The organism is Hyphomonadaceae bacterium ML37, assembly GCA_027627685.1.
Taxonomy (GTDB): domain Bacteria; phylum Pseudomonadota; class Alphaproteobacteria; order Caulobacterales; family Maricaulaceae; genus Oceanicaulis.
In genome coordinates, this window is record CP091241.1 from 422,650 (window position 1) to 442,194 (window position 19,545).

Genomic DNA, 19,545 nt, shown 5'->3' on the forward strand with positions numbered 1-19,545 from the left:
AACGCCATGCAGCTCACCATGATGAAAGCCAAGCTTCACCGCGCCGTGGTGACGCAGGCCGACCTGCATTACGAGGGGTCGATCTCCATCGACGCCGACTTGCTGGAGGCCGCCGGCATCCTGCCGCATGAGCAGGTCGATGTGCTCAACATCAATAACGGCCTGCGATTCACCACTTACGCCATCACCGCGCCGCGTGGATCCAAGACGTTCGGGATCAATGGCGCCGCGGCGCGTCTGGCCCAACCCGGCGACCGCATCATCGTGGTGGCCTATGCCGGCATGGACGCCGAGGCCGCGCGCGTCTACCAGCCCACCGTGGTGCTGCTGGACGAGCGCAATGATGTGGTCAATCCGCCCAAGGCCGCCTGAGCGCAGACCGGGCGCGCCTCAAGCCGACAGGCGCAGCTCCAGTTTTTTCAGGAAGGCCATGCAGGCGTCCAGCTCGCTGGCCACGATGAATTCGTCGGGCTGGTGGGCCTGGGCGATGGAGCCGGGCCCGCAGATGACGGTGGAGAAGCCCGCTTCCTGAAATTGCCCGCCCTCAGTGCCATAGGCGACCACGCGCGGAGCGTTGTCGCCGGTGATGGCGCGCGCCAGCGCCTCGGCCTCGCCCATCTCTTCGGGACGCAAGGGCGGCACGTCGGACATCACGGTGACGGTCACGCGCGCATCCGGCGCGGTGCGGCGCATCGTGGCTTCCACCTTGCGCGCTTCCTCCACAAGACGGGCGCCCAGGCCCGGCCCGTCATCCCAGGGCGCCGGGCGCATCAGCGCCTCGAACCAGGCTTCGCGCGCCAGAATATTCACCGCCGACCCCCCGCCCATGCGTCCGATGGTCAGCGTGCCGTAGGGCGGGTCGAACGGGCTGTCCGCTGGCGCCGCGGCCTTCAGGCGCGCAGCTTCCTGCGTCAGCCAGTGCATCAGGCCGGCGGCATGGGTCACGGCGCAGGCGCCGCTTTCCACCAGGCTTGAATGAGCTTCCTTGCCGGTCAGCTCCACACGCACCGAGTAGAGGCCCTTATGCCCGCTCACCACCTGCATTTCGGTGGGTTCGCCCACGATCACGCAGGACGGCCGGGGGCTCTGCGCGGCGATGCGCGCGATCATGGCGGGGGCGCCGAGGCACCCCACCTCCTCGTCATGGGAGAGCGCAAAATGCACCGGGCGCTTCAGGCTCGCGCGCGCTAAGTCCGGCGCGGCGGCCAGTGCGCAGGCGATGAAGCCCTTCATGTCGCACGAGCCGCGCCCGTAGAGCCGGCCGCCCCGTTCGGTCAGGACCCAGGGATCGCTGGACCAGGCCTGGCCGTCTACCGGCACCACGTCCGTGTGGCCTGACAGGACGACGCCGCCATCCACATCCGGGCCGATCACGGCATGCAGATTGGCCTTTGTCCCGTCAGCGTTCGCGACCCGCTCACAGCGCGCGCCCAGACCGGACAGATAGGCCTCTACATGGTCAATCAGCGCCAGATTGGAGTGGCGCGAGGTGGTGTCGAACGCCACCAGCTCGGTGAGCCAGTCGCGCGCGCTTTTGTGTGCGGTCATCAAATCGTTCCGATGAGATCAGGGCGTTTCGGCCGACACGCCCTGATCAGGCAGGCCGAGCAAGGCGAGGCGGAACACCAGCGCCTGATTGGGGCCGATCGGCCCGCCGCGTGTCCCGTCTGCGCCGTAGGCGAGGTTTGCCGGGATGAACAGCGTCCATTCTTCACCCAGATTCATCAGCGGCAGGGCTTCGACCCAGCCGGCGATCAGCCGGTCGGAGGGAAACACCGCCGGGGCGCCGCGGGCGAAGGAGGAATCGAACACCGTGCCGTCAATGAGCTGGCCTTCATAATGGACCTGCACCCGCTCGCCGGCGCGGGCGAGGGACGGGGCGTCGTCTACCGCCTGATCGATGCGGAACTGGAGGCCCGAGGCCAGGGCGAACACGCACGGATTGGCGGCATTGGCTTCGAGGAAGGCCGCCGAGACGGCGGTATTGTACTGGCTGGTGTTCTGGTCTGACGTGCGCTCGGGCATTGCAAACGCGCCATCCTCGCGGCCCTCGCGATTGCAGGCGCGCGCCTCGCCGACAATGGCCGCGATCTCGGGGTCAATACCGGCCTGCGCCTGTTCCTGCTCGGCGATGAAGGCGTTCAGGATTTCGGCGGCGTCGCGCTCATTGCCTGTGAGCTCGCCTGTTTCCGCCGCGGCCGATTCCTCGGGCGTGGCCGCCGGGGTGGTCTCGGGCGCGGGGTCGGAGGCGGGCGGCTCACCGCAGGCGGCGAGCACGATCAGGGCGGCGAAGGCGGGAGCAAGGGCGCGGATCATGGGTCATATCCTCGTGAGGCCGTGACAGGTTGCGGTAATCTAGTGCGTTTCGCGCGCAACCGGGACCGGGTTGCGCAGGTCGAACGAAAAAAAGGCCCCGGCGCAGGTGCGCCGGGGCCTGACGGCCGGTTTCAGCGGTTGACGCTCACTCCAGTCCGAGAATTTCGGTCAGGAACATGGTCTCGGCCTCGCGCTGGAAATCGCGATTGGACTGTTTGGCGAAGCCGTGGCCTTCATCCAGCGCCACCAGATACCAGGGATCGCCCCCGGCCTCGCGCACGGCGGCCAGGATCTGCTCGGCCTCCGACAGCGGCACGCGCGGATCATTGGCGCCCTGGATGATGAAGAGCGGCGCGGTGATGCGGTGGGCGTGATTGGCCGGCGAGATGCTTTCCAGGAAGGCGCGCACGTCCGGATCGCGCTCATCGCCATACTCGGCCCGGCGCAAATCCTGACGGTAGCCGGCCGTGTTCTCCAGGAAGGTCACGAAATTGGAGATGCCCACGATATTGATGCCGCCGGCCAGCCGGTCGGAATAATGCATCAGGCTGGCCAGCACCATGTAACCGCCATAGGAGCCGCCATAGACCACGATGCGGTCGGCGTCGAACTCCGGCTGGGCGGCGGCCCAGTCGATCAACGCGCCGATATCGCGCACCGAGTCCTCGCGATTGAGCACATTATCCAGATTGACGAATTCATTGCCATAGCCCGACGAGCCGCGCACGTTGGGCACCAGCACGGCCGCGCCCAGCTCATGAATCCAGTACTGGAAATTGGCGTTGAAGCCGGGGCGCGACTGGCTCTCCGGTCCGCCATGGATGGAGATGATCACCGGGTGCGGGCCATCGCCTTCGGGCCGGTGAACGAAGACGGGAATCTCCAGCCCGTCAAAGCTCTCGTAATGGACGAGCTCGGGCGCCTCAAAGCGCGAGGTGTCGAGCCCCCCGACTTCCGACTGCGTCCAGCGGGTCAGGTCGCCGCTGGCCAGTTCATAGGTCCAGGCATCGCCCGGCGACCCGGCCGAGCTGTGGCTGAAGCCGATGCGCGATCCGTCCGGGCTGAAGCTGACGCCGCCGATAATGCCCACGGGCAGGTCGGGCGCGCGGCGCGCTTCGCCGGTGGCCGCGTCAACAATGTGCAGCTCGGAAATCCCGCCAGCATTGATCGTGTAGGCGATCAGGGATCCGTCCGGCGACAAATCCATGGCCTGAACGTCCCAGTCATGCTCGGCGACCACGCGCTGGGAGTTGTCGGCCAGATCGATCTCCAGGATACGCCGGAACTGCGACCCTTCATCCGACACCACGAACAGGCGCTCGCCATCGGCGGAGAAGCTGATCGCGCCATAGGATGCGGTCACATCCGGATTGATCGGCGTGACCTCGCCGCTGGCGATGTCCAGCAGTTGGAGCCGGGTCTCGTTGATGGAGATATAGCGCCCGATCACCATGCGCGTTCCGTCCGGCGAGATGTCGCGCGGCGCGATCGCGCCTTCGCCCGTATACACTTCGCGCACCGAGGCGGGGTCCGCCGGGTCAGCGGTGAAGATGGTATAGTCAGGCTCGTCCCATGTGGTGGATGCGAACGCGACGAAGGCGCCGTCCCGCGCCCAGGTGAAGCCCTGATTGCGGGTCTGATCCTGCGTGAACTGCACCGAACGCGCGGTTTCGGGATCAAACAGGAAGCCCTGGAAGAACTCGTCGCCGCCCACATCGCGCGAGAAGACGAACTGGCCTGACCCGTCCGGGCGCACGCTGGCGCCGCTGGTGCGCTCGTCATAGAAGGTGACCTGGCGGCGCATGCCCATGGGCTGCGCCACGTGGTGGATCTGGTTGGTCTCGCCAAAGCGCGTGACGATGTAGACACTGCCATCGGGCGCGAAATCGGAGAAGCCGGCGCTGCGCACATTCTGGTACTGGCGCAGGCGTTCGCGCACGCTCCCGGGTATCTCGGGGATGTTCTCCATCACCAGATTGCCGCGCGTGACGCGTTCAGGCGCCTGGGCCAGAGCCAGCGCCGGCGCGCTGATGGCCATAAGGGCGGCGAGCCCTGCCGTGGTGAGAAGCTTCATATCGGTCTCCTTGGATTGGCGAGCGGGTGCGCCCCGCGGATGCCGGGTCCTGGCCCGGGCGGGCGCGTGATCGACGGATAGATTGGCCGCGATGGATGCAGGCGGCAAGGGCGAGGGGTGTGTGTTCCGTCCGCCCCCCTCGGCCCTTCGGGCCACTCCCCCCGCAAGCGGGGGGAGACGGCCATCGGCGCCACAGCGCGCATTCTTGTCCTCCCCCGCTTGCGGGGGAGGTGTCGGCGAAGCCGACGGAGGGGGGCGCTTGCTCCCCCAGCCAGCCCCTCGCTTCGCCTAAACCCCTTCAATCAGCGCCAGCCACTCATCCTCGGTCAGCACCTGAACGCCCAGCTCTTCCGCCTTTTTCAGCTTGGAGCCGGCGCCGGGGCCGGCGACGAGATAGTCGGTGTTCTTCGACACGGCGCCCGCGACCTTGGCGCCGAGGGATTGCGCGCGCGCCTTGGCCTCGTCCCGGGTGAAGCGCTCCAGCGCGCCGGTGAAGACGACGGTTTTGCCGGTGACGGGGGACTCTTGGGTCTCGACTTTTTCAGGTTCGAGTGTGACATGCTCCAGAAGCCGGTCCAGCGCCGCGCTGTTATGGGCTTCGCTGAAAAACCGCCCCAGCGCGTCCACGGCGGTATCGCCGAGCCCGTCCACCGACAGCATGGCCTCGCGCGCTTCGGAGCCGGGCTGCGCGGCGGCGAGGGCGGCGGCGCGGAAGGCGGGCCAGTCCCCATAGGTGCGCGCCAGCAGCCGCGCCGTCTCCTCGCCCACATGGCGCACGCCCATGGCGTTGATGAAGCGCGACAGGGCGATGGTGCGGCGCGCGTCAATGGCGGTGAACAGATTGGCGGCGGATTTCTCGCCCCAGCCTTCGCGCTCCTGCAGGGGCGGCGTGAGTTCGCCGGAGGCGTTGCGCGCTTCCAGAGTGAAGATGTCGGCGGGCTCCTTCACCTCGCCGGCCTCGTGGAAGGCGATCATCTGCTTTTCGCCCAGCCCTTCGATATCGAACGCCTTGCGTGACACGAAATGCTTGAGGTGCTCCTTGCGCTGATAGGGGCAGGCGAACTCGCCGCTGCAGCGCCGCACCACGGCGCGCTCGCCCGTGCGCGGATTGACCTCCCGCTCAGCCTGGGTCCCCAGCGGGCAGGGGCAGAGCTTCGGAAACTCGAACGCCACGCTCCCCTCGGGCCGTCGCTCCAGAACCACTTCAACCACTTGCGGGATCACGTCGCCGGCGCGCTGGATCACCACGGTGTCGCCCACGCGGATGTCCTTGCGGGCGATCTCGTCTTCATTGTGGAGGGTGGCGTTGGACACCACCACCCCGCCCACCGTCACCGGCTCCAGCTTGGCCACGGGTGTGAGGGCGCCGGTGCGTCCGACCTGGATCTCGATGGCGTTGAGCAATGTCATCGCCTGTTCGGCGGAGAATTTGTGGGCGATGGCCCAGCGCGGGGCGCGCGCCACAAAGCCCAGGCGCGCCTGCCAGTCGAGCCGGTCCACCTTGTAGACCACTCCGTCAATGTCATAGCCAAGACCGGCGCGGCGCGCCTCCAGCGACCGGTAATGGGCCAGCATGGCCGCCACGTCTGCGCACAGCACCAGATCTTCATTCACCGGAAAGCCCAGCGCCTTGAGCCGGTGCAAAGCCCCGAACTGGGTGGCTGCCAGCGGCTCGGCCAGCTCGCCCCAGCCATAGGCGAAAAAGCGCAAGGGCCGCTGCGCGGTCACTGTCGGATCGATCTGGCGCAGCGAGCCGGCGGCGGCGTTGCGCGGATTCATATAGGTTTTCTTGCCCGCCGCCTCCTGACGCGCATTCAGCGCAGCGAAATCGGCATGGCTCATATACACCTCGCCGCGCACCTCCAGCACGGCGGGTGCGCCGCCGGGCAGACGCTCGGGGATGTCGTCGAGGGTGCGGATATTGGCGGTGACATTCTCGCCCGCGCGGCCATCGCCGCGCGTGGCGGCCTGCACCAGCACCCCGTCCTCATAGCGCAGAGAGATGGCCAGGCCGTCAATCTTGGGCTCGGCGGTGAAGGCGGGCTCTTCCTTGAGGTTCAGGAATTTGACGACGCGGCCGGCGAAGTCCGCGACATCCTCATCGCTGAAGGCATTGCCCAGCGACAGCATGGGCATGGCGTGGATGACTTCGGCGAACTGGTCAGAGGGGCGCGTGCCGACCCTCACGGACGGGCTGTCGGCGCGCACCAGATCGGGAAAGCGCGCCTCGATGGCCGAGTTGCGCGCGCGCAGGGCGTCATAGGCCGCGTCGGAAATCTTCGGCGCGTCCTTCTCGTAGTAAAGCCGGTCATGCTGCGCGATCTCGCGCGCCAGCCGCTCCAGCTCGGAAGCCGCCTCGTCAGCGGTGAGGGCGGATACGTCTTTCAGGGCTGGGGACATGTCAGTCTAACCCCTCACCGCGCCATCAACTCATCCGCCGCCGCGCGCGCGGCGTCGGTCACTTCGGCGCCCGACAGCATGCGGGCGATTTCTTCGCGGCGTTCGCCGGGCGCGAGGAGCCGCACATGGGTGCGCACGCCGTCCTCGCCATCCGATTTCTCGATGCGGAAATGGGCCTCTGCGCGGGCCGCCACTTGCGGTGCGTGGGTGACCACAAGGGCCTGACCCGAAGCGGCCAGACGCGCCAGCCGGTGGCCGACCGCGTCAGCGACGGCGCCGCCAACGCCCTGATCCACCTCGTCAAACACCATCACCTTGTCGGCGCCGCCGGTCAGGCAAACCTTCAGCGCCAGGGCAAAGCGCGACAGCTCGCCGCCCGACGCGATCTTGTCCAGGGGGCCGAAGGGCGCGCCTTGATTGGTGGACACTTCGAACGCCACCCGGTCCCAGCCCGAGGGGCCGGGCCGGTCCATATCGGGGATGACCGAGGCGCGAAAGCGCGCCTTGTCCATCTTCAGCGGCGCCAGCTCGGTCTCCACGGCGGCCGACAGGCGCTTGGCGGCGCCCTGGCGCAGCTCTGACAGGGCGGTCGCGGCGCGCGCGTAATCGGCCTGGGCCGCTGTCAGCGCAGCCTCGGCCTCCTGCACCCGGTCGCCGGCATGGTCGATGAGGTCGAGCCGTGCGGCCAGGTCGGCACGCACAACGGACAGGGCGTCAGGCTCCACATGGTGGCGCCGGGCCGCGGCGCGCAGGGCGAACAGGCGCTCCTCCACCGCGTTGAGCCGGCCGGGCTCCACCTCGAAGGCGGACGCGGCGTCGCTCAGGGCGTCCTCGGCCTCGTTGAACTCGATCAGGGCGCGGTCCAGCGCGCTGGCGGCTCGGTCCACCGCCGTTCGGGCTGACGCCGCGCCGCCCGCCGCACCGGGCTCATCACCGCCGGCGCCCAGCGCGCCGCGCACCCGCTCCAGCCCGCGCAGGGCCGTGGTGAGGCGCGCGCTGAGCCCTTGACCGCCGGCCAGAGATTCGGACGCGGTCTGAAGCTCGCTCAGGGCGGTCTCCGCCTGTTGCAGGAATTTGCGTTCATCGCTCAGCGCTGCGTCCTCGCCGGGGCGCGGGTCGAGCTCATCCAGCGCTTCGAGACTGGTGCGCAGGAAGGATTCCTCGTCGGCGGCCCGGGTACGTTCAGCGGTGAGGCGTTCGAGACGCGTGCGGGCGGCGCTGAGCGCCTCCCAGGCCTCGCCGACCGACGCGCTAGCGCGGTCTGCGCCGACATAGGCGTCCAGCGCGCTGCGATGAGTTTTAGGGTCGAGCAGGCCGCGTCCGTCATGCTGGCCGTGAATCTCCACCAGCAGATCGCCGAGCCGGGACAACAGGCTAACGCTGGCGGGCTGGTCGTTGACATGGGCGCGCGAGCGGCCGTCGGCGCCCAGCGTCCGGCGCAGGATCACCGGCTCGCCCGGCCCGGCGCTGACGCCGGCTTCCTCCAGCACCGCCCAGACCGGGTGGTCGTGCGCCGGTTCAAATACGGCGCTGGCGCTCGCCTGATCGGCCCCGGCGCGGATCAGGCCGCGCTCGGCGCGGTCGCCGCAGGCCAGTCCGAGCGCGCCTAGAAGGATGGATTTGCCGGCCCCGGTCTCGCCGGTCAGCGCCGACAGGCCCGCTCCGAAAGCCAGCTCAAGCCGGTCGATCAGAACAATGTCGCGGATGGAGAGCGAAACCAGCATGGGTGCGCCGATATCCGCCTCTCCGGCCTAACCGAAGATGCGGCCCAGGGCGCGGCGCAGCAGGCTCGGGTCTTCGTCGACGCGCTCCATGCCTTCCATGTCGATCCCGCGCGAGGTCATCAGCCGGTAGCTGTCGCCATACCAGGCCGAGCCGGGGAAGTTATGGCCCAGCACGGCGGCGACCATGCGCGCCTCGTCGTCGACGCCCAGCGCCACATAGACCTCGACCAGGCGGTGAAGCGCCTCGGGCGTGTGGTTGGTGGTCTGGTAATCGCGGATGACGTTCTGGAAGCGGTTGGCGGCGGCCAGATAGAAGCCATTGCGCAGATACCAGCGCCCGACGCTCATTTCCCGGCCCGCCAAATGGTCACGGGTCATGTCGATCTTGACCCGGGCGTCGCGCGCATAGGGGCTTTCCGGATAGCGGCGCACCACCTGTTGCAATGCATCCAGCGCGGTCTGGGTCGTGGATTGGTCGCGGCCCACATCCATGATGCGCTCGTAATGGCTGATCGCGATCAGATAATAGGCGTACGGCGCGCTGGAGCTGCCCGGATGCAGGGCGATGAAGCGCTGGGCGCTGGCGATCGTCTGCTCGTAGCGATTGGCGCGATAGTGCGCGTAGGCGCCCATCAGGATCGAACGGCGGGCCCATTCAGAGAAGGGGTGCTGACGCTCCACCTCATCGAAGAAGGCGGCGGCCCGGTCGAAATTGCGCCGCTCCAGCTGCTCGAAGCCTTCATTGTAGAGCTGCTCAACCGGGCGCTCCACATAAGCCAGCCGGTTGCTTTCGCTCCCGGCGCAGGAGGCGAGCACAAGAGCGGTGGCGGCGAGCGCAATCAGGCGCAGGGCATGCTTCATCACGTGACCTTCTGTCCGGCGGCGCGCGGCAGGCGCATTGAGCCCGCAAACGGGCACGTCGCGCAAGGTTTAGCCGATCCTGGCGCGCGGCAAAAGCGCTGTGTCAGCCTCACAGGCCTGTTCATGCTGTGCACGCTTGCGTGAGTGCGGGTTGAGAGCGAGATCGCGCTGGCCTAGCGTCATGCATGAGTTTATTTCAGGACATCGTCCGCATGCCCGATACCGCCCAGCCCGTCTGGCCCGCCCCCTTCACCGACCCGGACGTGACCGCCGGGGGCGAGGCGCGCGCCCATGTGGCGTTCGACACGCTCAGGACGCTGTGGTTCAACACCGGCACGCTGTGCAATATCGAATGCGTCAACTGCTATATCGAGAGCTCGCCCACAAACGACGCGCTGGTGTATCTGACGCCGGATGACGCGGCGCCGTTTCTGGACGAGATCGACGCGCTGGGCTGTGGCCCGGTAGAGATCGGCTTCACCGGCGGCGAACCTTACCTCAACCCGCATATGAACACGCTGACCGGCATGGCGCTGGAGCGCGGGCACGCCGCGCTGGTGCTGACCAATGCCATGCGGCCCATGATGCGCCCGGCGGTGCAACAGGGCCTGCTGGCGCTGAAAGACCGCCATGGCGACCGGCTGACCTTGCGCATCAGCCTGGATCACCACAGCGCGGCGGTGCACGACGCCGAGCGCGGCGCGGGCGCGTTTGACGCCACAATCGAGGGCCTGGCCTGGCTGGCGCGCCATGGCTTCCGCCTGTCCTGCGCCGGGCGCATGGCGATGGCTGAGAGCGAGGCGGAGGCCCGCGACGGCTTCGCCGCCCTGTTCGCCCGGCTGGGCGCGGACATTCCCGCGCACGATCCCGGCCGTCTGGTGTTGTTTCCCGAAATGGACCCGGCGGGCGAGCCGCCGGAGATCACCACCGCCTGCTGGGGCATTCTCGATCTCGACCCCAAAACCATCATGTGCGCGTCCAGCCGCATGGTGGTGAAGCGCAAGGGCGCGCCGCGCGCCAGCGTCATATCGTGCACGCTTCTGCCCTATGACGATGCGTTCGAGATGGGAGTCACCCTGACGCAGTCTCTGAGGCCGGTGAAGCTGCAGCACAAATTCTGCGCCCAGTTCTGCGTGCTTGGCGGCGCCAGCTGTTCAGCGTGAGGCGCGGCCCCGTCTGGCGCGTCCGCCTCCTTTCCCCTATATGCACGGGCCTTGATGCTATTCGCCGCCGGCCTTGACCCGGCGGGGGAGAGGTGATGATGACGACCCTGATTTCCAATCCGCCGCGCGCGGATGCGCCGCGCCGTGCGCCCGGCGCCCCGGTTATGGATGCGGCGCGTGTTGATGCGCTGCTGGCGCAGTTCGGCCTGACCGGCGATTTCCTCGATCTGGGCGGCGACCCCGCCAGCCACCGCATCGTCGCGGCCATGTCCGGCGGCGTGGATTCCTCTGTGGTCGCCGCCGTGGCGCACCGCGCGGGCTATCAGGTCGTGGGCATGACGCTGCAGCTTTACGACCATGGCGCGGCAATCCAGCGCAAGGGCGCGTGCTGCGCCGGTCAGGACATTCACGACGCCAGGCGCGTGGCCGAGGCCATGGGGTTCGCCCATTACGTGCTCGATTACGAGACCCGCTTCCGCGAAGCGGTGATGGAGGATTTCGCCGACACCTATCTGGCCGGCGCCACGCCGATCCCCTGCGTGCGCTGCAACCAGTCGGTCAAATTCGCCGACCTGCTCGCGACGGCGCAGCAACTGGGCGCCGATGCGCTGGTCACCGGCCACTATATCCGGCGCGAAGTGCGCGACGGCGCGCCCCAGCTGCGCCGGGCCGCCGATGCGGGCAAGGACCAATCCTATTTCCTGTTTGCGACCACGGCGCGGCAGCTCGATTACCTGCGCTTCCCGCTGGGCCATTTGAGCAAGGACCAGACCCGCGCGCTGGCTGAAGCCTTCGGCCTGATCGTGGCGGCCAAGCCCGACAGCCAGGATATCTGCTTTGTGCCCGACGGCGACTATGCGCGGGTGGTGGAAAAACTGCGCCCCGGTTCGGCCCGGCCGGGCGAGATCGTGCATCTCGATGGCCGGGTGCTGGGCCGCCATGACGGGGTGATCCACTACACGGTGGGCCAGCGGCGGGGTTTGGGCATCGCCGCAGGCGAGCCGCTTTATGTGATCGCGCTGGATGCCGAAGCCGCCCGCGTGCGGGTCGGCCCGCGCGAGGCGCTGACCGTGCGCCGCATCGCCCTGAAGGACGTGAACTGGCTGGGCGAGGGCGATCTCACGGGCGCCGATGGCGCGCGCGTTGGCGTGAAAGTGCGCTCAACCCGCCCGCCGGTTCCCGCCGTGCTGGAGCTCGACGCCGCTGGCGGCGTGCATGTGCTGCTGGAGGCGGGCGAAGAGGGTGTGGCGCCGGGGCAGGCCTGCGTCTTCTACAGCCCGGACGACCATGACCGGGTGCTGGGCGGCGGCTGGATCGCGGGGACGGACCGGGGATCGCGCCCGAATTCAAACGCGCTGCCCCCTGGCCCGGCGCCGTCTTCACCGGTATCGGGCGCTTGAGTCCGTCCGGGCGCGCGTCTGGCGCGCGCCCGTCCGCAAATCATCAGGCGCTTTCCAGCTGCGCCTGGGTCTTCTTGCCGTCGGAATCGGTGGGCAGGGTGAACGGCCCGATATTCTTGGCGTAGGCTTCCAGGATCAGCGACAGGCCCTTGGGCACAGGCTGCTGCGAGGCGTGAACCTCCACATGGTAGTGCGCGGAGTTGGAGGCGGTGTGCGTCGTCTCGCTGGAGGACTGGCTGGACTGGTTGTGGGACACGGAGCCCTTGACCGACACCGAGAACGGCCCGTAGCCGAACTTCGCCTCGAAACTGCCCTGCTCGGCGAGCGTGTCCGACTTCGAGCTGGACTGGGTGGAGCCGTAGCTGGATTTGACCTCCATATCAAAGGTGATGTCGACCTCGTCCACGCCCAGCGTCGGGATCGGCATCAGGGAGATGATCGGCACATCCACTTCGCTGGTGACGGTCTCGATCACCGGCGGCTGGGGCTTGCCGCTGGAATCCGGCCCCGGCTCGATGATCACAGGGCGCTTGAGCACCATGTTGACCATGATCGGCTCGTACTTGTAGCCCTTCTTCGGGTCCTTGTCGTCGAGCGCCACCCGGTTGAAGCCGGTATCCAGAATGTATTTGGTCTGGGTCATGACCATCTGGTTGTTGGCTTCGGTGGCGGCCATGAGCGGGCCGCCGATGAGGTCGCGCATGGGCAGGCCGGTGAAGGCCTGGGCCATCGAAACAAGTTCGTCATTATCCGCCATTGTCATCTCCTGTTGGTTTGCATCGCTGGGATCCCGGCCCCGGCTTCAATTCACCCCGGGATGTTGGCGCGAAGGGCGCGGTCATAGCCGCGGATGATTTCGTAGAACCCGCTGGGCGGATCGACGCTTTTCAGGACGATCTCGATGGTCCCGCTCTCGGTGTCGGGCTGCGGCGATGCGTCCGGGTCAGGGCCCTTGCGCGGCCGGCGCCCGCGCCCTGCGCCATCGGTCCGGGGCGTGCCGGGAAAGGCGATGGACAGGGTCTCGCCATCCTCGGCGGCATGAATTTTCAGAACCATGCGGAACTCGGCGATCTCCATCGCCTGCATGCCGGTGAGGCTGACCAGCGGCGCGTAGGCGGTGTGCAGGGCCGGACCGTCCGGCGTGTCTATCGGGTATTCAAAGGCCACCATGCGCGGCGTCAGAAGCGGCGGTCCTTCCGGCTCGCCGTGCGGCGCTCCGGGCGGCGCGCCGCCGCCGCGATCACCGTCATCGCCCGCCGATCGGGCCTTGCGCGCGGCGAGCGGCAGGCCGTCCTGCGGCCGGCCGCGACCTGAGGGCGGGGGCGGCGCAGGCGGCGGTTCGGGCGGGCGTGGCTCGCGCACCTCGAAGAAGCGGTAGACCATCTGGAGGTTCTGCTCACGGGCGATATGGGCGGCCTGGTGAACCGCCGTCTTCACCGCCGTGACGAAGGATTCGAGGGAGATCATGACCCCACCAAACTATTTCAAATTGTATTTTTGCAGGATCGCGCCAGAAGTAAAGCTTTAAGTAGAAGCTTCTGGCCCTTCACTGCGGTTCGCGCGAAGCGCTTAAGCCGGGAGGAGGCTGCCGCCATTCTGCTGCATCTGCGAAGAGGCTTGACGCGGCGCGGTAGGAAAGGGTCATCTGCGCGCCATCCGCCGGAGCCCCTGTCGAGGGATGAAAACCGGCCAGATCAGTTTTGAGGAGACGGACCTATGAGTTCCGAAGATCCAATTGTCATCGTTGGCATGGCGCGCACCGCAATGGGCGGCCTGCTGGGCGAATTGTCTGCCCTTTCGGCCAATGAGCTTGGCGCGCTGGCGGTGAAGGCCGCGCTCGCGGAAGCGGGCATTGCCGGGGATGATGTGGACCAGATCTATATGGGCAATGTGCTCGGAGCCGGTCAGGGCCAGGCTCCGGCCCGCCAGGCGGCGATCAAGGGCGGCCTGCCCAAATCGGTGGAGGCCACGACGCTCAACAAGATGTGCGGCTCGGGCATGCAGGCGGCCATCATGGCGCGCGCGGCTATCGCCTCGGGCGAGGCTTCGGTGATCGTGGCTGGCGGCATGGAATCCATGACCAACGCGCCGCACCTCCTGCCCACCCACCGCACCGGTTTCAAATACGGCCACGACGTGATCAAGGACCACATGGCGCTGGACGGGCTGGAAGACGCCTATGAGCACAAGGCCATGGGCGTCTATGCCGACATGATCGCGCGCGAGCACCAGTTCACCCGCGAGGACCAGGACGCCTATGCGCTGGAAACCCTGTCGCGGGCCCTCAAGGCCACCGAGACCGGCGCGTTCAAGCGCGAGATCACCCCGGCGACCATTTCAGGCCGCGGCGGCGATACGGTGGTGGACACCGACGAGCTGCCCAAGCGCGCGCGTCCGGACAAAATCCCGCAGCTGAAGCCCGCCTTCTCCAAGGACGGGACGGTCACCGCCGCCAACGCGTCCGCGATTTCGGACGGCGCGGCGGCTCTGGTGCTGATGCGCCGCTCCGAGGCTGACCGGCGCGGCCTGAAGCCGCTGGCGAAAATCGTCGCCACCGCCGCCCACGCCCAGGAGCCGGCCTATTTCACCACCGCGCCCGTGCCCGCCATGCGCAAAGTGGTCGAGCGCGCCGGCTGGACCATGTCCGATGTGGATTTGTGGGAGATCAACGAGGCGTTCGCCGTGGTGCCGATGATCGCCATGAAAGAGCTGGGCCTCAGCCATGACGTGGTGAACGTGCATGGCGGCGCCTGTGCGCTGGGCCACCCCATTGGGGCGTCAGGCGCGCGCATTCTGGTGACGCTGATCGCGGCGCTGGAAACCCGCGGGCTGAAGAAGGGCGTCGCCTCGCTGTGCATTGGCGGCGGCGAAGCCACCGCCATGGCGGTGGAGCTGATCTAGACCAGACGGTTTTTTAGAGCGTGTTCTGGGCCGTCCCTGGCGGGCGGCCCGGGCATTTCACCTAGCCGGTGCTGCGCCCGAACGCCGCGTTTAGGCGCGACATCTGGCCGGCCACCGGGTTCGGCGTGACAGGCGCAGACTCGCCGTCAAACAATGACCGGTCCAGCCGCGACAGGCGCTCGTGCAGGGTCGAGGCGCGCAGCGCCAGATCGCCCAGACGCGGCGGGCAGGGATCGTCGCCGGCCGGCCACAGCGCGTCTTTCTGGCGCGACGGCGTCAGCCGGTAGCGTTGCTCGGCGGCTTCCACAGGGTTCATGTCGCCTTCGGCCACCGCGCGCTGGGTCAGGAGCCAGGACGCGCACTGCATCAGCTGGGTGGTCAGGCTCATGGATTCGGACGCATAGGCGAGCGCGCCGGAGCGGCCCAGCCGCTTGGCGTCATCGCGCCCGGCGCCGTCGAGATAGCTGGCGGTCTCCTCCACCAGCTCCATCCCGTCCCGGAACAGGCGGCGGAACAGCTCGGACGCTGCAAATTCGGACACCCGGCTTTCAACCCCGGGTCCGCGATCTGTATCAACCGGGCTCATCACGTACGCGTTCCCCTCATCCTCGTCCCCTCATGCGACCTTGCGCTTTCCATCCCCCAAGCAAGCCGGGGGCCAGAGCGCTCCGGCAACCCGTTCAGCCGCGCCGGAACACCGCCTCGGCGGCGCTCATCTTGTCGCGCTTGTGGGCGATCATCGCTTCTGCACGGGCGATCTCGCTGCGCAAGGTCTCGATGCGCAGTTCAAGCTCGGCGACCGCCATCAGCGACAGGTCCTCGCCCGGTTGAATGGCGCCCGCAGGCTCCGTATGCGGTTCATCCTGAAACATGGCGCACCCGCTTTCCGTTTGCGTCTCAAGTCTGGCAATCTAGCGCCTAAGCGCAGCGGAGTCCCGTTTTCCATGACCCATACCACCCGCATCGTCACCGCACCGTCCCCCGGCGGGCCTGAAGCGCTGCGAATCGAGACGCGCGATCTGGCCCCGGCGGGGCCGGGCGAGGTGCTGATTGATGTTGTGGCGGCAGGCGTGAACCGGCCCGATGTGTTCGAGCGCATGGGGCTTTATCCGCCGCCGCCGGGCGCGCCCAACGGGCTGGGGCTGGAGGTGTCCGGCCATGTGCGCGAGGCGGGCGCGGGCGTCAGCCACGTGAAGCCCGGCGATCCGGTGGTGGCGCTGACGGCGGGCGGGGGATATTCGGACATTGCGCGCGCCGATGCGGTTTGCGTGCTGCCTGCACCTGACGGCGTGGACCTGATCCATGCGGCTGGCCTGCCCGAAACCGTCTTCACCGTGTGGAGCAATGTGTTTGACCGCGCGCGGCTTCAGCCCGGCGAGCGATTCCTGGTCCATGGCGGCGCCAGCGGCATAGGCACGACAGCGATCCAGATGGCCAAAGCCCATGGCGCCCACGTCATCGCCACGGCGGGCTCGCCGGAGAAATGTGATCTGTGCCGCCAGTTGGGGGCGGATCTGGCGCTCAACTACCGAAACGATGACTGGGTGCAGGCGGTGAAGGATTTTGGCGGGGCGGATGTGATCCTGGACATGGTGGGCGGCGACTATGCCGCGCGCAATCTTTCGCTCCTCAACACGGACGGGCGCCTGGCCATGATCGCCTTCCTCAAAGGCGCGCGGGTGGAGCTCGATCTGATGCGGGTCATGCTCAAGCGCCTGACCCTCACCGGATCGACCCTGCGCAGCCGCCCGGCTGAGGAGAAAGCCGCCATCGCGCGCGGCGTACAGACCCAAGTCTGGCCGTGGATTGCAGCGGGCGCGGTGCGGCCTGTGATCGATTCGGTGTTTGCGCTGTCGGACGTGGCCAAAGCCCATGCCCGCATGGACGCCATGGCTCATGCCGGCAAGATCCTGCTGACGCCGTGACCGCACGGTTGCAAACTGATGTTTTCACAGCCGCGCGCACAGGCTATAAGCGCCTCGAACAAATCCTTTCGTCACGTGGTTGCTAATACGCCGGTGCTGAAAGGTCGGTCGACGGAAAGCCCGGCGGTCCGCGCCGGGTTTTTTTATTGCAAACGAGGTTGGACGATATGGCTGACATTCTCATGCCGAAGGCGACAGCGGTCTGGCTGGTGGACAACACCGCGCTGACCTTCGAGCAGATTGCCGATTTCACCGGCCTGCACCATCTGGAGATCAAGGGCATCGCCGATGGCGATGTGGCGGCAGGCGTGCGCGGCGCCGATCCGGTTGCTGCCGGCCAGCTGGAGCGCGAAGAGCTCGCCAAGGCCGAGGCCGACCCGTCCTACCGCATGGCGTCGAGCAAGCCGAAATACTCCGAATACCAGGACACAGGCCGCAAGGGTCCGCGCTACACCCCGCTATCGCGCCGCCAGAACCGGCCCGACGCCATCGCCTGGCTGGTGCGCAATCACCCCGAGCTGACCGATGGCCAGATCTCCAAGCTGATCGGCACCACCAAAACCACCATCGAATCGGTGCGCAGCCGCGAGCACTGGAACTCGTCCAACATCAAGCCGACCGACCCGGTCTCGCTGGGCCTGTGCACGCAGATCGATCTGGACGCCCAGGTGACCAAGGCGTCCGCGCGCCGCGCCCAGATGGAGAAGGACGGCACGGTCAAGATTGAAGAAGACGTGCTGAAACCCGCCGAGGAATATGACGCGCCGAGCTCCTCGCCGACCACGCTTGACGAGCTGTTCGGCAAGCCCAAGCGCAAGGCCGGCCGCGACGACGAGGACGACGAGGACTAGGACGGGGGGCTAAGACGCCTCGCCCGCCCGCCGCTCGGCGGCGAGATAGTCGTGGCTGCGCATCTCCATCAGGCGTGAGACCGTGCGCTGGAACTCGAAGGCGTAATCGCCCTCGACATACAGCGCATCGGCCTGCGCCTGCGCGCTCATCACCAGCTTGGTGCGCGCCTCATAGAGCGCGTCGATCAGGGTGGCGAAGCGCTTGGCCTGGTCGCGCCGCGCGGGCCCGAGTTTCGGCGCATGATCGATCATCACGGTGTGAAACCGCTCGGCCAGCGTCAGGTAATCGGCCGGCCCCAGTGCGCGATCGCATAATTGCTCAAAGCTGAAACGCGCCACGCCCGCCGCCGCGCGCGGGACCTCCAGCGTGCGCCCTTTCACGGTCAGCTCGCACGGGCGCGCCTGAGCGCCCAGCGTCAGCCGGTCAAACGTCGCATCCATGGCGGCGTCGGCGGCGTCGCCCAGCGGCGCGTAATAGACCGGCGCCGCTTCCAGACGCTCCAGCCGGTAATCACGCCCGGAATCGAGCCGCATCACATCAAGGCGCGCCTTGATGGCGGCGATGAAGGGCAGGAAGAGCTGGCGGTTGATGCCGTCCTTGTAGAGGTCGTCCGGCGCGCGGTTGGATGTGGCTACCAGCACCACGTCTTGCGCGAACAGATGGTCGATCAGCCGGCCCAGCACCATGGCGTCGCCCACATCGGTGACCTGCAGCTCGTCAAAGCACAGAAGCCGCGTCTCGCGCGCCAGCGCCGCCGCCACGCGCGGCAGGGGATCGGCTTCCTGACGCGTGCGCTCTGTGGTGATGCGGGCCTGCAGCTCCTGCAGGAATTGATGGAAATGGACGCGGCGCTTGGCCGCGACGGGCGCGGCGTCGAAGAACAGATCCATCATCAGGGATTTGCCTGTGCCCACCCCGCCCCACAGATACACCCCGCGCGGGGCAGGCCGTGACCGGCCGAACCAGCCGGACTTGCCGCCCTTCCACGCCTTGATGTCCTGAGCCAGCGCGGTCAGACGCGCCGCCGCCCCGGCCTGCGCCGGATCAGCCTGCAGCCGCCCGTCGGCGACAGCTGCCTGCAGCGCCTCGGCCGGCGTCATGCGCTCAGCCAGACGGCGATCGCGCCGCCCATCAGCGCAGCGGCCAGCACGGCGGCGAGGATCAACAAAGCGGGGCGTTCAATGCGGCGCATGCCCACCCGATTAGCCTGCCCCGCGCGACTTGGCAAAGCGGCCCCCCGGTTGCACAGTGCGCGCCGGAGAGGGGCATGATCACCAAAGGCCTGAAGCCCGCCGAGAAACAGCTGCTGGCATCCGCCGGTTTTGCGCCCGATGCTGTGCGCGTCATCACGGATGAGGCTGAGCGCCTGCGCTGGCTGTTTCTCAAGCGCCCGGGCGCGGGCGCCCTTTGGTGGGGCGCCGGCATTGTTGCGGCGGTGATCATAGGCGGCCTGTGGCAGGCGACAGGGATTTGGGGCGCGCTGGCTGTTCCCATTCTGGCTGCCGGGACGCAGATGATCGCCGGTTTGGCAGATGTGGAAATCAACGCCCCGAAATCCAGCGATCCTCCGCGCTGGGCTGCGCGCAGAATGGCGCAGCTCTCCCTCAAGGCCGCCGCCATGATAGTTCCGGAAAGCAGCGAGGCCTTCGGCGAGCTCCAGGCGCATGCCGAAGCAGGCAGCGGGCTCAGCAGCCCCTGGTCGGCCATGCGCGTCATTGCCGGGCGCCTGGCTGCGCCAAAAGGCGGCGCAGGCCCGGCCAGCTCAGCCCGCAAGTCCGCAACCTCCGGCGACAGCCTCGGCGCCACCCTGCGCTTTGGTCTCATCATCCTCGCCGTCGTGGTGATCATCATCACCCTGGCGCTGGGCGCGCGCCCGTTCTGACCTGCCGCCTTGCCCGCCAACGCGGTTTGCAGTGAAGTGCGCGCCTG

18 protein-coding genes are annotated in these 19,545 nt (G+C 67.8%); 7 read left to right on the forward strand and 11 right to left on the reverse strand.

The genetic code is table 11. The features are described 5' to 3' along the window. Positions 1–6: 6 nt before the first annotated feature. Positions 7–372, forward strand: coding sequence for an aspartate 1-decarboxylase (locus tag L2D01_02205; GenBank protein ID WBQ10600.1), 366 nt, complete (start codon positions 7–9; stop codon positions 370–372). 18 nt (positions 373–390) lie between these two features. Here L2D01_02205 and argE read toward each other — a convergent pair whose 3' ends face one another. From argE to L2D01_02235, 6 genes are all read right to left on the reverse strand, one after another. Further along, positions 391–1,548 carry an acetylornithine deacetylase gene (gene argE / locus L2D01_02210; GenBank protein WBQ10601.1) on the reverse strand — a complete coding sequence of 386 codons (1,158 nt, stop codon included), beginning with the start codon at positions 1,546–1,548 and terminating at the stop codon, positions 391–393. Between the two features lie 18 nt (positions 1,549–1,566). Next, entirely contained in the window at positions 1,567–2,316 is a 750-nt protein-coding gene (locus tag L2D01_02215) for an FKBP-type peptidyl-prolyl cis-trans isomerase (protein ID WBQ10602.1), read from the reverse strand. A gap of 145 nt (positions 2,317–2,461) precedes the next feature. Continuing rightward, positions 2,462–4,390 carry a S9 family peptidase gene (locus L2D01_02220; protein ID WBQ10603.1) on the reverse strand — a complete coding sequence of 643 codons (1,929 nt, stop codon included), beginning with the start codon at positions 4,388–4,390 and terminating at the stop codon, positions 2,462–2,464. A gap of 288 nt (positions 4,391–4,678) precedes the next feature. Then, the gene (gene ligA, locus L2D01_02225) at positions 4,679–6,790 is read right to left on the reverse strand and encodes an NAD-dependent DNA ligase LigA (protein WBQ10604.1); all 2,112 of its coding nucleotides are present in this window, start codon (positions 6,788–6,790) and stop codon (positions 4,679–4,681) included. Between the two features lie 14 nt (positions 6,791–6,804). Continuing rightward, the gene (gene recN, locus L2D01_02230; GenBank protein WBQ10605.1) at positions 6,805–8,514 is read right to left on the reverse strand and encodes a DNA repair protein RecN; all 1,710 of its coding nucleotides are present in this window, start codon (positions 8,512–8,514) and stop codon (positions 6,805–6,807) included. Positions 8,515–8,541: 27 nt separating this feature from the next. After that, positions 8,542–9,375 carry an outer membrane protein assembly factor BamD gene (locus L2D01_02235; GenBank protein ID WBQ10606.1) on the reverse strand — a complete coding sequence of 278 codons (834 nt, stop codon included), beginning with the start codon at positions 9,373–9,375 and terminating at the stop codon, positions 8,542–8,544. Between the two features lie 212 nt (positions 9,376–9,587). On the opposite strand from L2D01_02235, the gene L2D01_02240 reads away from it, so the two are divergent. Next, positions 9,588–10,538 (forward strand): radical SAM protein, encoded by a 951-nt coding sequence (locus L2D01_02240; protein WBQ10607.1) that lies wholly within the window; start codon positions 9,588–9,590, stop codon positions 10,536–10,538. Positions 10,539–10,636: 98 nt separating this feature from the next. After that, the gene (gene mnmA / locus L2D01_02245; protein WBQ10608.1) at positions 10,637–11,938 is read left to right on the forward strand and encodes a tRNA 2-thiouridine(34) synthase MnmA; all 1,302 of its coding nucleotides are present in this window, start codon (positions 10,637–10,639) and stop codon (positions 11,936–11,938) included. A 43-nt stretch (positions 11,939–11,981) separates the two neighbouring features. On the opposite strand, the gene L2D01_02250 is transcribed toward mnmA, so the two are convergent. Then, positions 11,982–12,695 carry a DUF2589 domain-containing protein gene (locus L2D01_02250; GenBank protein ID WBQ10609.1) on the reverse strand — a complete coding sequence of 238 codons (714 nt, stop codon included), beginning with the start codon at positions 12,693–12,695 and terminating at the stop codon, positions 11,982–11,984. Between the two features lie 50 nt (positions 12,696–12,745). After that, the gene (locus L2D01_02255) at positions 12,746–13,405 is read right to left on the reverse strand and encodes a hypothetical protein (GenBank protein WBQ10610.1); all 660 of its coding nucleotides are present in this window, start codon (positions 13,403–13,405) and stop codon (positions 12,746–12,748) included. A 249-nt stretch (positions 13,406–13,654) separates the two neighbouring features. Here L2D01_02255 and L2D01_02260 point away from each other — a divergent pair, with 249 nt between their 5' ends. Continuing rightward, on the forward strand, positions 13,655–14,839 hold the full coding sequence (locus L2D01_02260) for an acetyl-CoA C-acyltransferase (GenBank protein WBQ10611.1): 1,185 nt from the start codon (positions 13,655–13,657) through the stop codon (positions 14,837–14,839). A 61-nt stretch (positions 14,840–14,900) separates the two neighbouring features. On the opposite strand, the gene L2D01_02265 is transcribed toward L2D01_02260, so the two are convergent. Next, positions 14,901–15,425: a DUF1465 family protein gene (locus tag L2D01_02265; GenBank protein ID WBQ10612.1), complete on the reverse strand. Its 525-nt coding sequence runs from the start codon at positions 15,423–15,425 to the stop codon at positions 14,901–14,903. Between the two features lie 94 nt (positions 15,426–15,519). Then, positions 15,520–15,711, reverse strand: a complete 192-nt coding sequence (locus L2D01_02270) for a DUF1192 domain-containing protein (protein ID WBQ10613.1) — start codon at positions 15,709–15,711, stop codon at positions 15,520–15,522. 72 nt (positions 15,712–15,783) lie between these two features. Between L2D01_02270 and L2D01_02275 the strand changes: the two genes are divergently transcribed. Both L2D01_02275 and L2D01_02280 read left to right on the forward strand, forming a co-directional pair. Continuing rightward, positions 15,784–16,764, forward strand: coding sequence for an NAD(P)H-quinone oxidoreductase (locus L2D01_02275; GenBank protein ID WBQ10614.1), 981 nt, complete (start codon positions 15,784–15,786; stop codon positions 16,762–16,764). A 167-nt stretch (positions 16,765–16,931) separates the two neighbouring features. Continuing rightward, positions 16,932–17,615: a DUF1013 domain-containing protein gene (locus L2D01_02280; GenBank protein WBQ10615.1), complete on the forward strand. Its 684-nt coding sequence runs from the start codon at positions 16,932–16,934 to the stop codon at positions 17,613–17,615. A gap of 9 nt (positions 17,616–17,624) precedes the next feature. On the opposite strand, the gene L2D01_02285 is transcribed toward L2D01_02280, so the two are convergent. Continuing rightward, on the reverse strand, positions 17,625–18,716 hold the full coding sequence (locus tag L2D01_02285) for an AFG1 family ATPase (protein ID WBQ10616.1): 1,092 nt from the start codon (positions 18,714–18,716) through the stop codon (positions 17,625–17,627). Between the two features lie 167 nt (positions 18,717–18,883). Between L2D01_02285 and L2D01_02290 the strand changes: the two genes are divergently transcribed. After that, positions 18,884–19,498 carry a hypothetical protein gene (locus L2D01_02290; GenBank protein WBQ10617.1) on the forward strand — a complete coding sequence of 205 codons (615 nt, stop codon included), beginning with the start codon at positions 18,884–18,886 and terminating at the stop codon, positions 19,496–19,498. Positions 19,499–19,545 lie beyond the last annotated feature (47 nt).

What these genes read in the sequence shown, in the direction of transcription:
- L2D01_02205 (WBQ10600.1), top strand. Translation starts at nt 7, where the DNA reads ATGCAGCTCACCATGATGAAAGCCAAGCTTCACCGCGCCGTGGTGACG.
- argE (WBQ10601.1), bottom strand. Translation starts at nt 1,548, where the DNA reads ATGACCGCACACAAAAGCGCGCGCGACTGGCTCACCGAGCTGGTGGCG.
- L2D01_02215 (WBQ10602.1), bottom strand. Translation starts at nt 2,316, where the DNA reads ATGATCCGCGCCCTTGCTCCCGCCTTCGCCGCCCTGATCGTGCTCGCC.
- L2D01_02220 (WBQ10603.1), bottom strand. Translation starts at nt 4,390, where the DNA reads ATGAAGCTTCTCACCACGGCAGGGCTCGCCGCCCTTATGGCCATCAGC.
- ligA (WBQ10604.1), bottom strand. Translation starts at nt 6,790, where the DNA reads ATGTCCCCAGCCCTGAAAGACGTATCCGCCCTCACCGCTGACGAGGCG.
- recN (WBQ10605.1), bottom strand. Translation starts at nt 8,514, where the DNA reads ATGCTGGTTTCGCTCTCCATCCGCGACATTGTTCTGATCGACCGGCTT.
- L2D01_02235 (WBQ10606.1), bottom strand. Translation starts at nt 9,375, where the DNA reads ATGAAGCATGCCCTGCGCCTGATTGCGCTCGCCGCCACCGCTCTTGTG.
- L2D01_02240 (WBQ10607.1), top strand. Translation starts at nt 9,588, where the DNA reads ATGCCCGATACCGCCCAGCCCGTCTGGCCCGCCCCCTTCACCGACCCG.
- mnmA (WBQ10608.1), top strand. Translation starts at nt 10,637, where the DNA reads ATGACGACCCTGATTTCCAATCCGCCGCGCGCGGATGCGCCGCGCCGT.
- L2D01_02250 (WBQ10609.1), bottom strand. Translation starts at nt 12,695, where the DNA reads ATGGCGGATAATGACGAACTTGTTTCGATGGCCCAGGCCTTCACCGGC.
- L2D01_02255 (WBQ10610.1), bottom strand. Translation starts at nt 13,405, where the DNA reads ATGATCTCCCTCGAATCCTTCGTCACGGCGGTGAAGACGGCGGTTCAC.
- L2D01_02260 (WBQ10611.1), top strand. Translation starts at nt 13,655, where the DNA reads ATGAGTTCCGAAGATCCAATTGTCATCGTTGGCATGGCGCGCACCGCA.
- L2D01_02265 (WBQ10612.1), bottom strand. Translation starts at nt 15,425, where the DNA reads ATGAGCCCGGTTGATACAGATCGCGGACCCGGGGTTGAAAGCCGGGTG.
- L2D01_02270 (WBQ10613.1), bottom strand. Translation starts at nt 15,711, where the DNA reads ATGTTTCAGGATGAACCGCATACGGAGCCTGCGGGCGCCATTCAACCG.
- L2D01_02275 (WBQ10614.1), top strand. Translation starts at nt 15,784, where the DNA reads ATGACCCATACCACCCGCATCGTCACCGCACCGTCCCCCGGCGGGCCT.
- L2D01_02280 (WBQ10615.1), top strand. Translation starts at nt 16,932, where the DNA reads ATGGCTGACATTCTCATGCCGAAGGCGACAGCGGTCTGGCTGGTGGAC.
- L2D01_02285 (WBQ10616.1), bottom strand. Translation starts at nt 18,716, where the DNA reads ATGACGCCGGCCGAGGCGCTGCAGGCAGCTGTCGCCGACGGGCGGCTG.
- L2D01_02290 (WBQ10617.1), top strand. Translation starts at nt 18,884, where the DNA reads ATGATCACCAAAGGCCTGAAGCCCGCCGAGAAACAGCTGCTGGCATCC.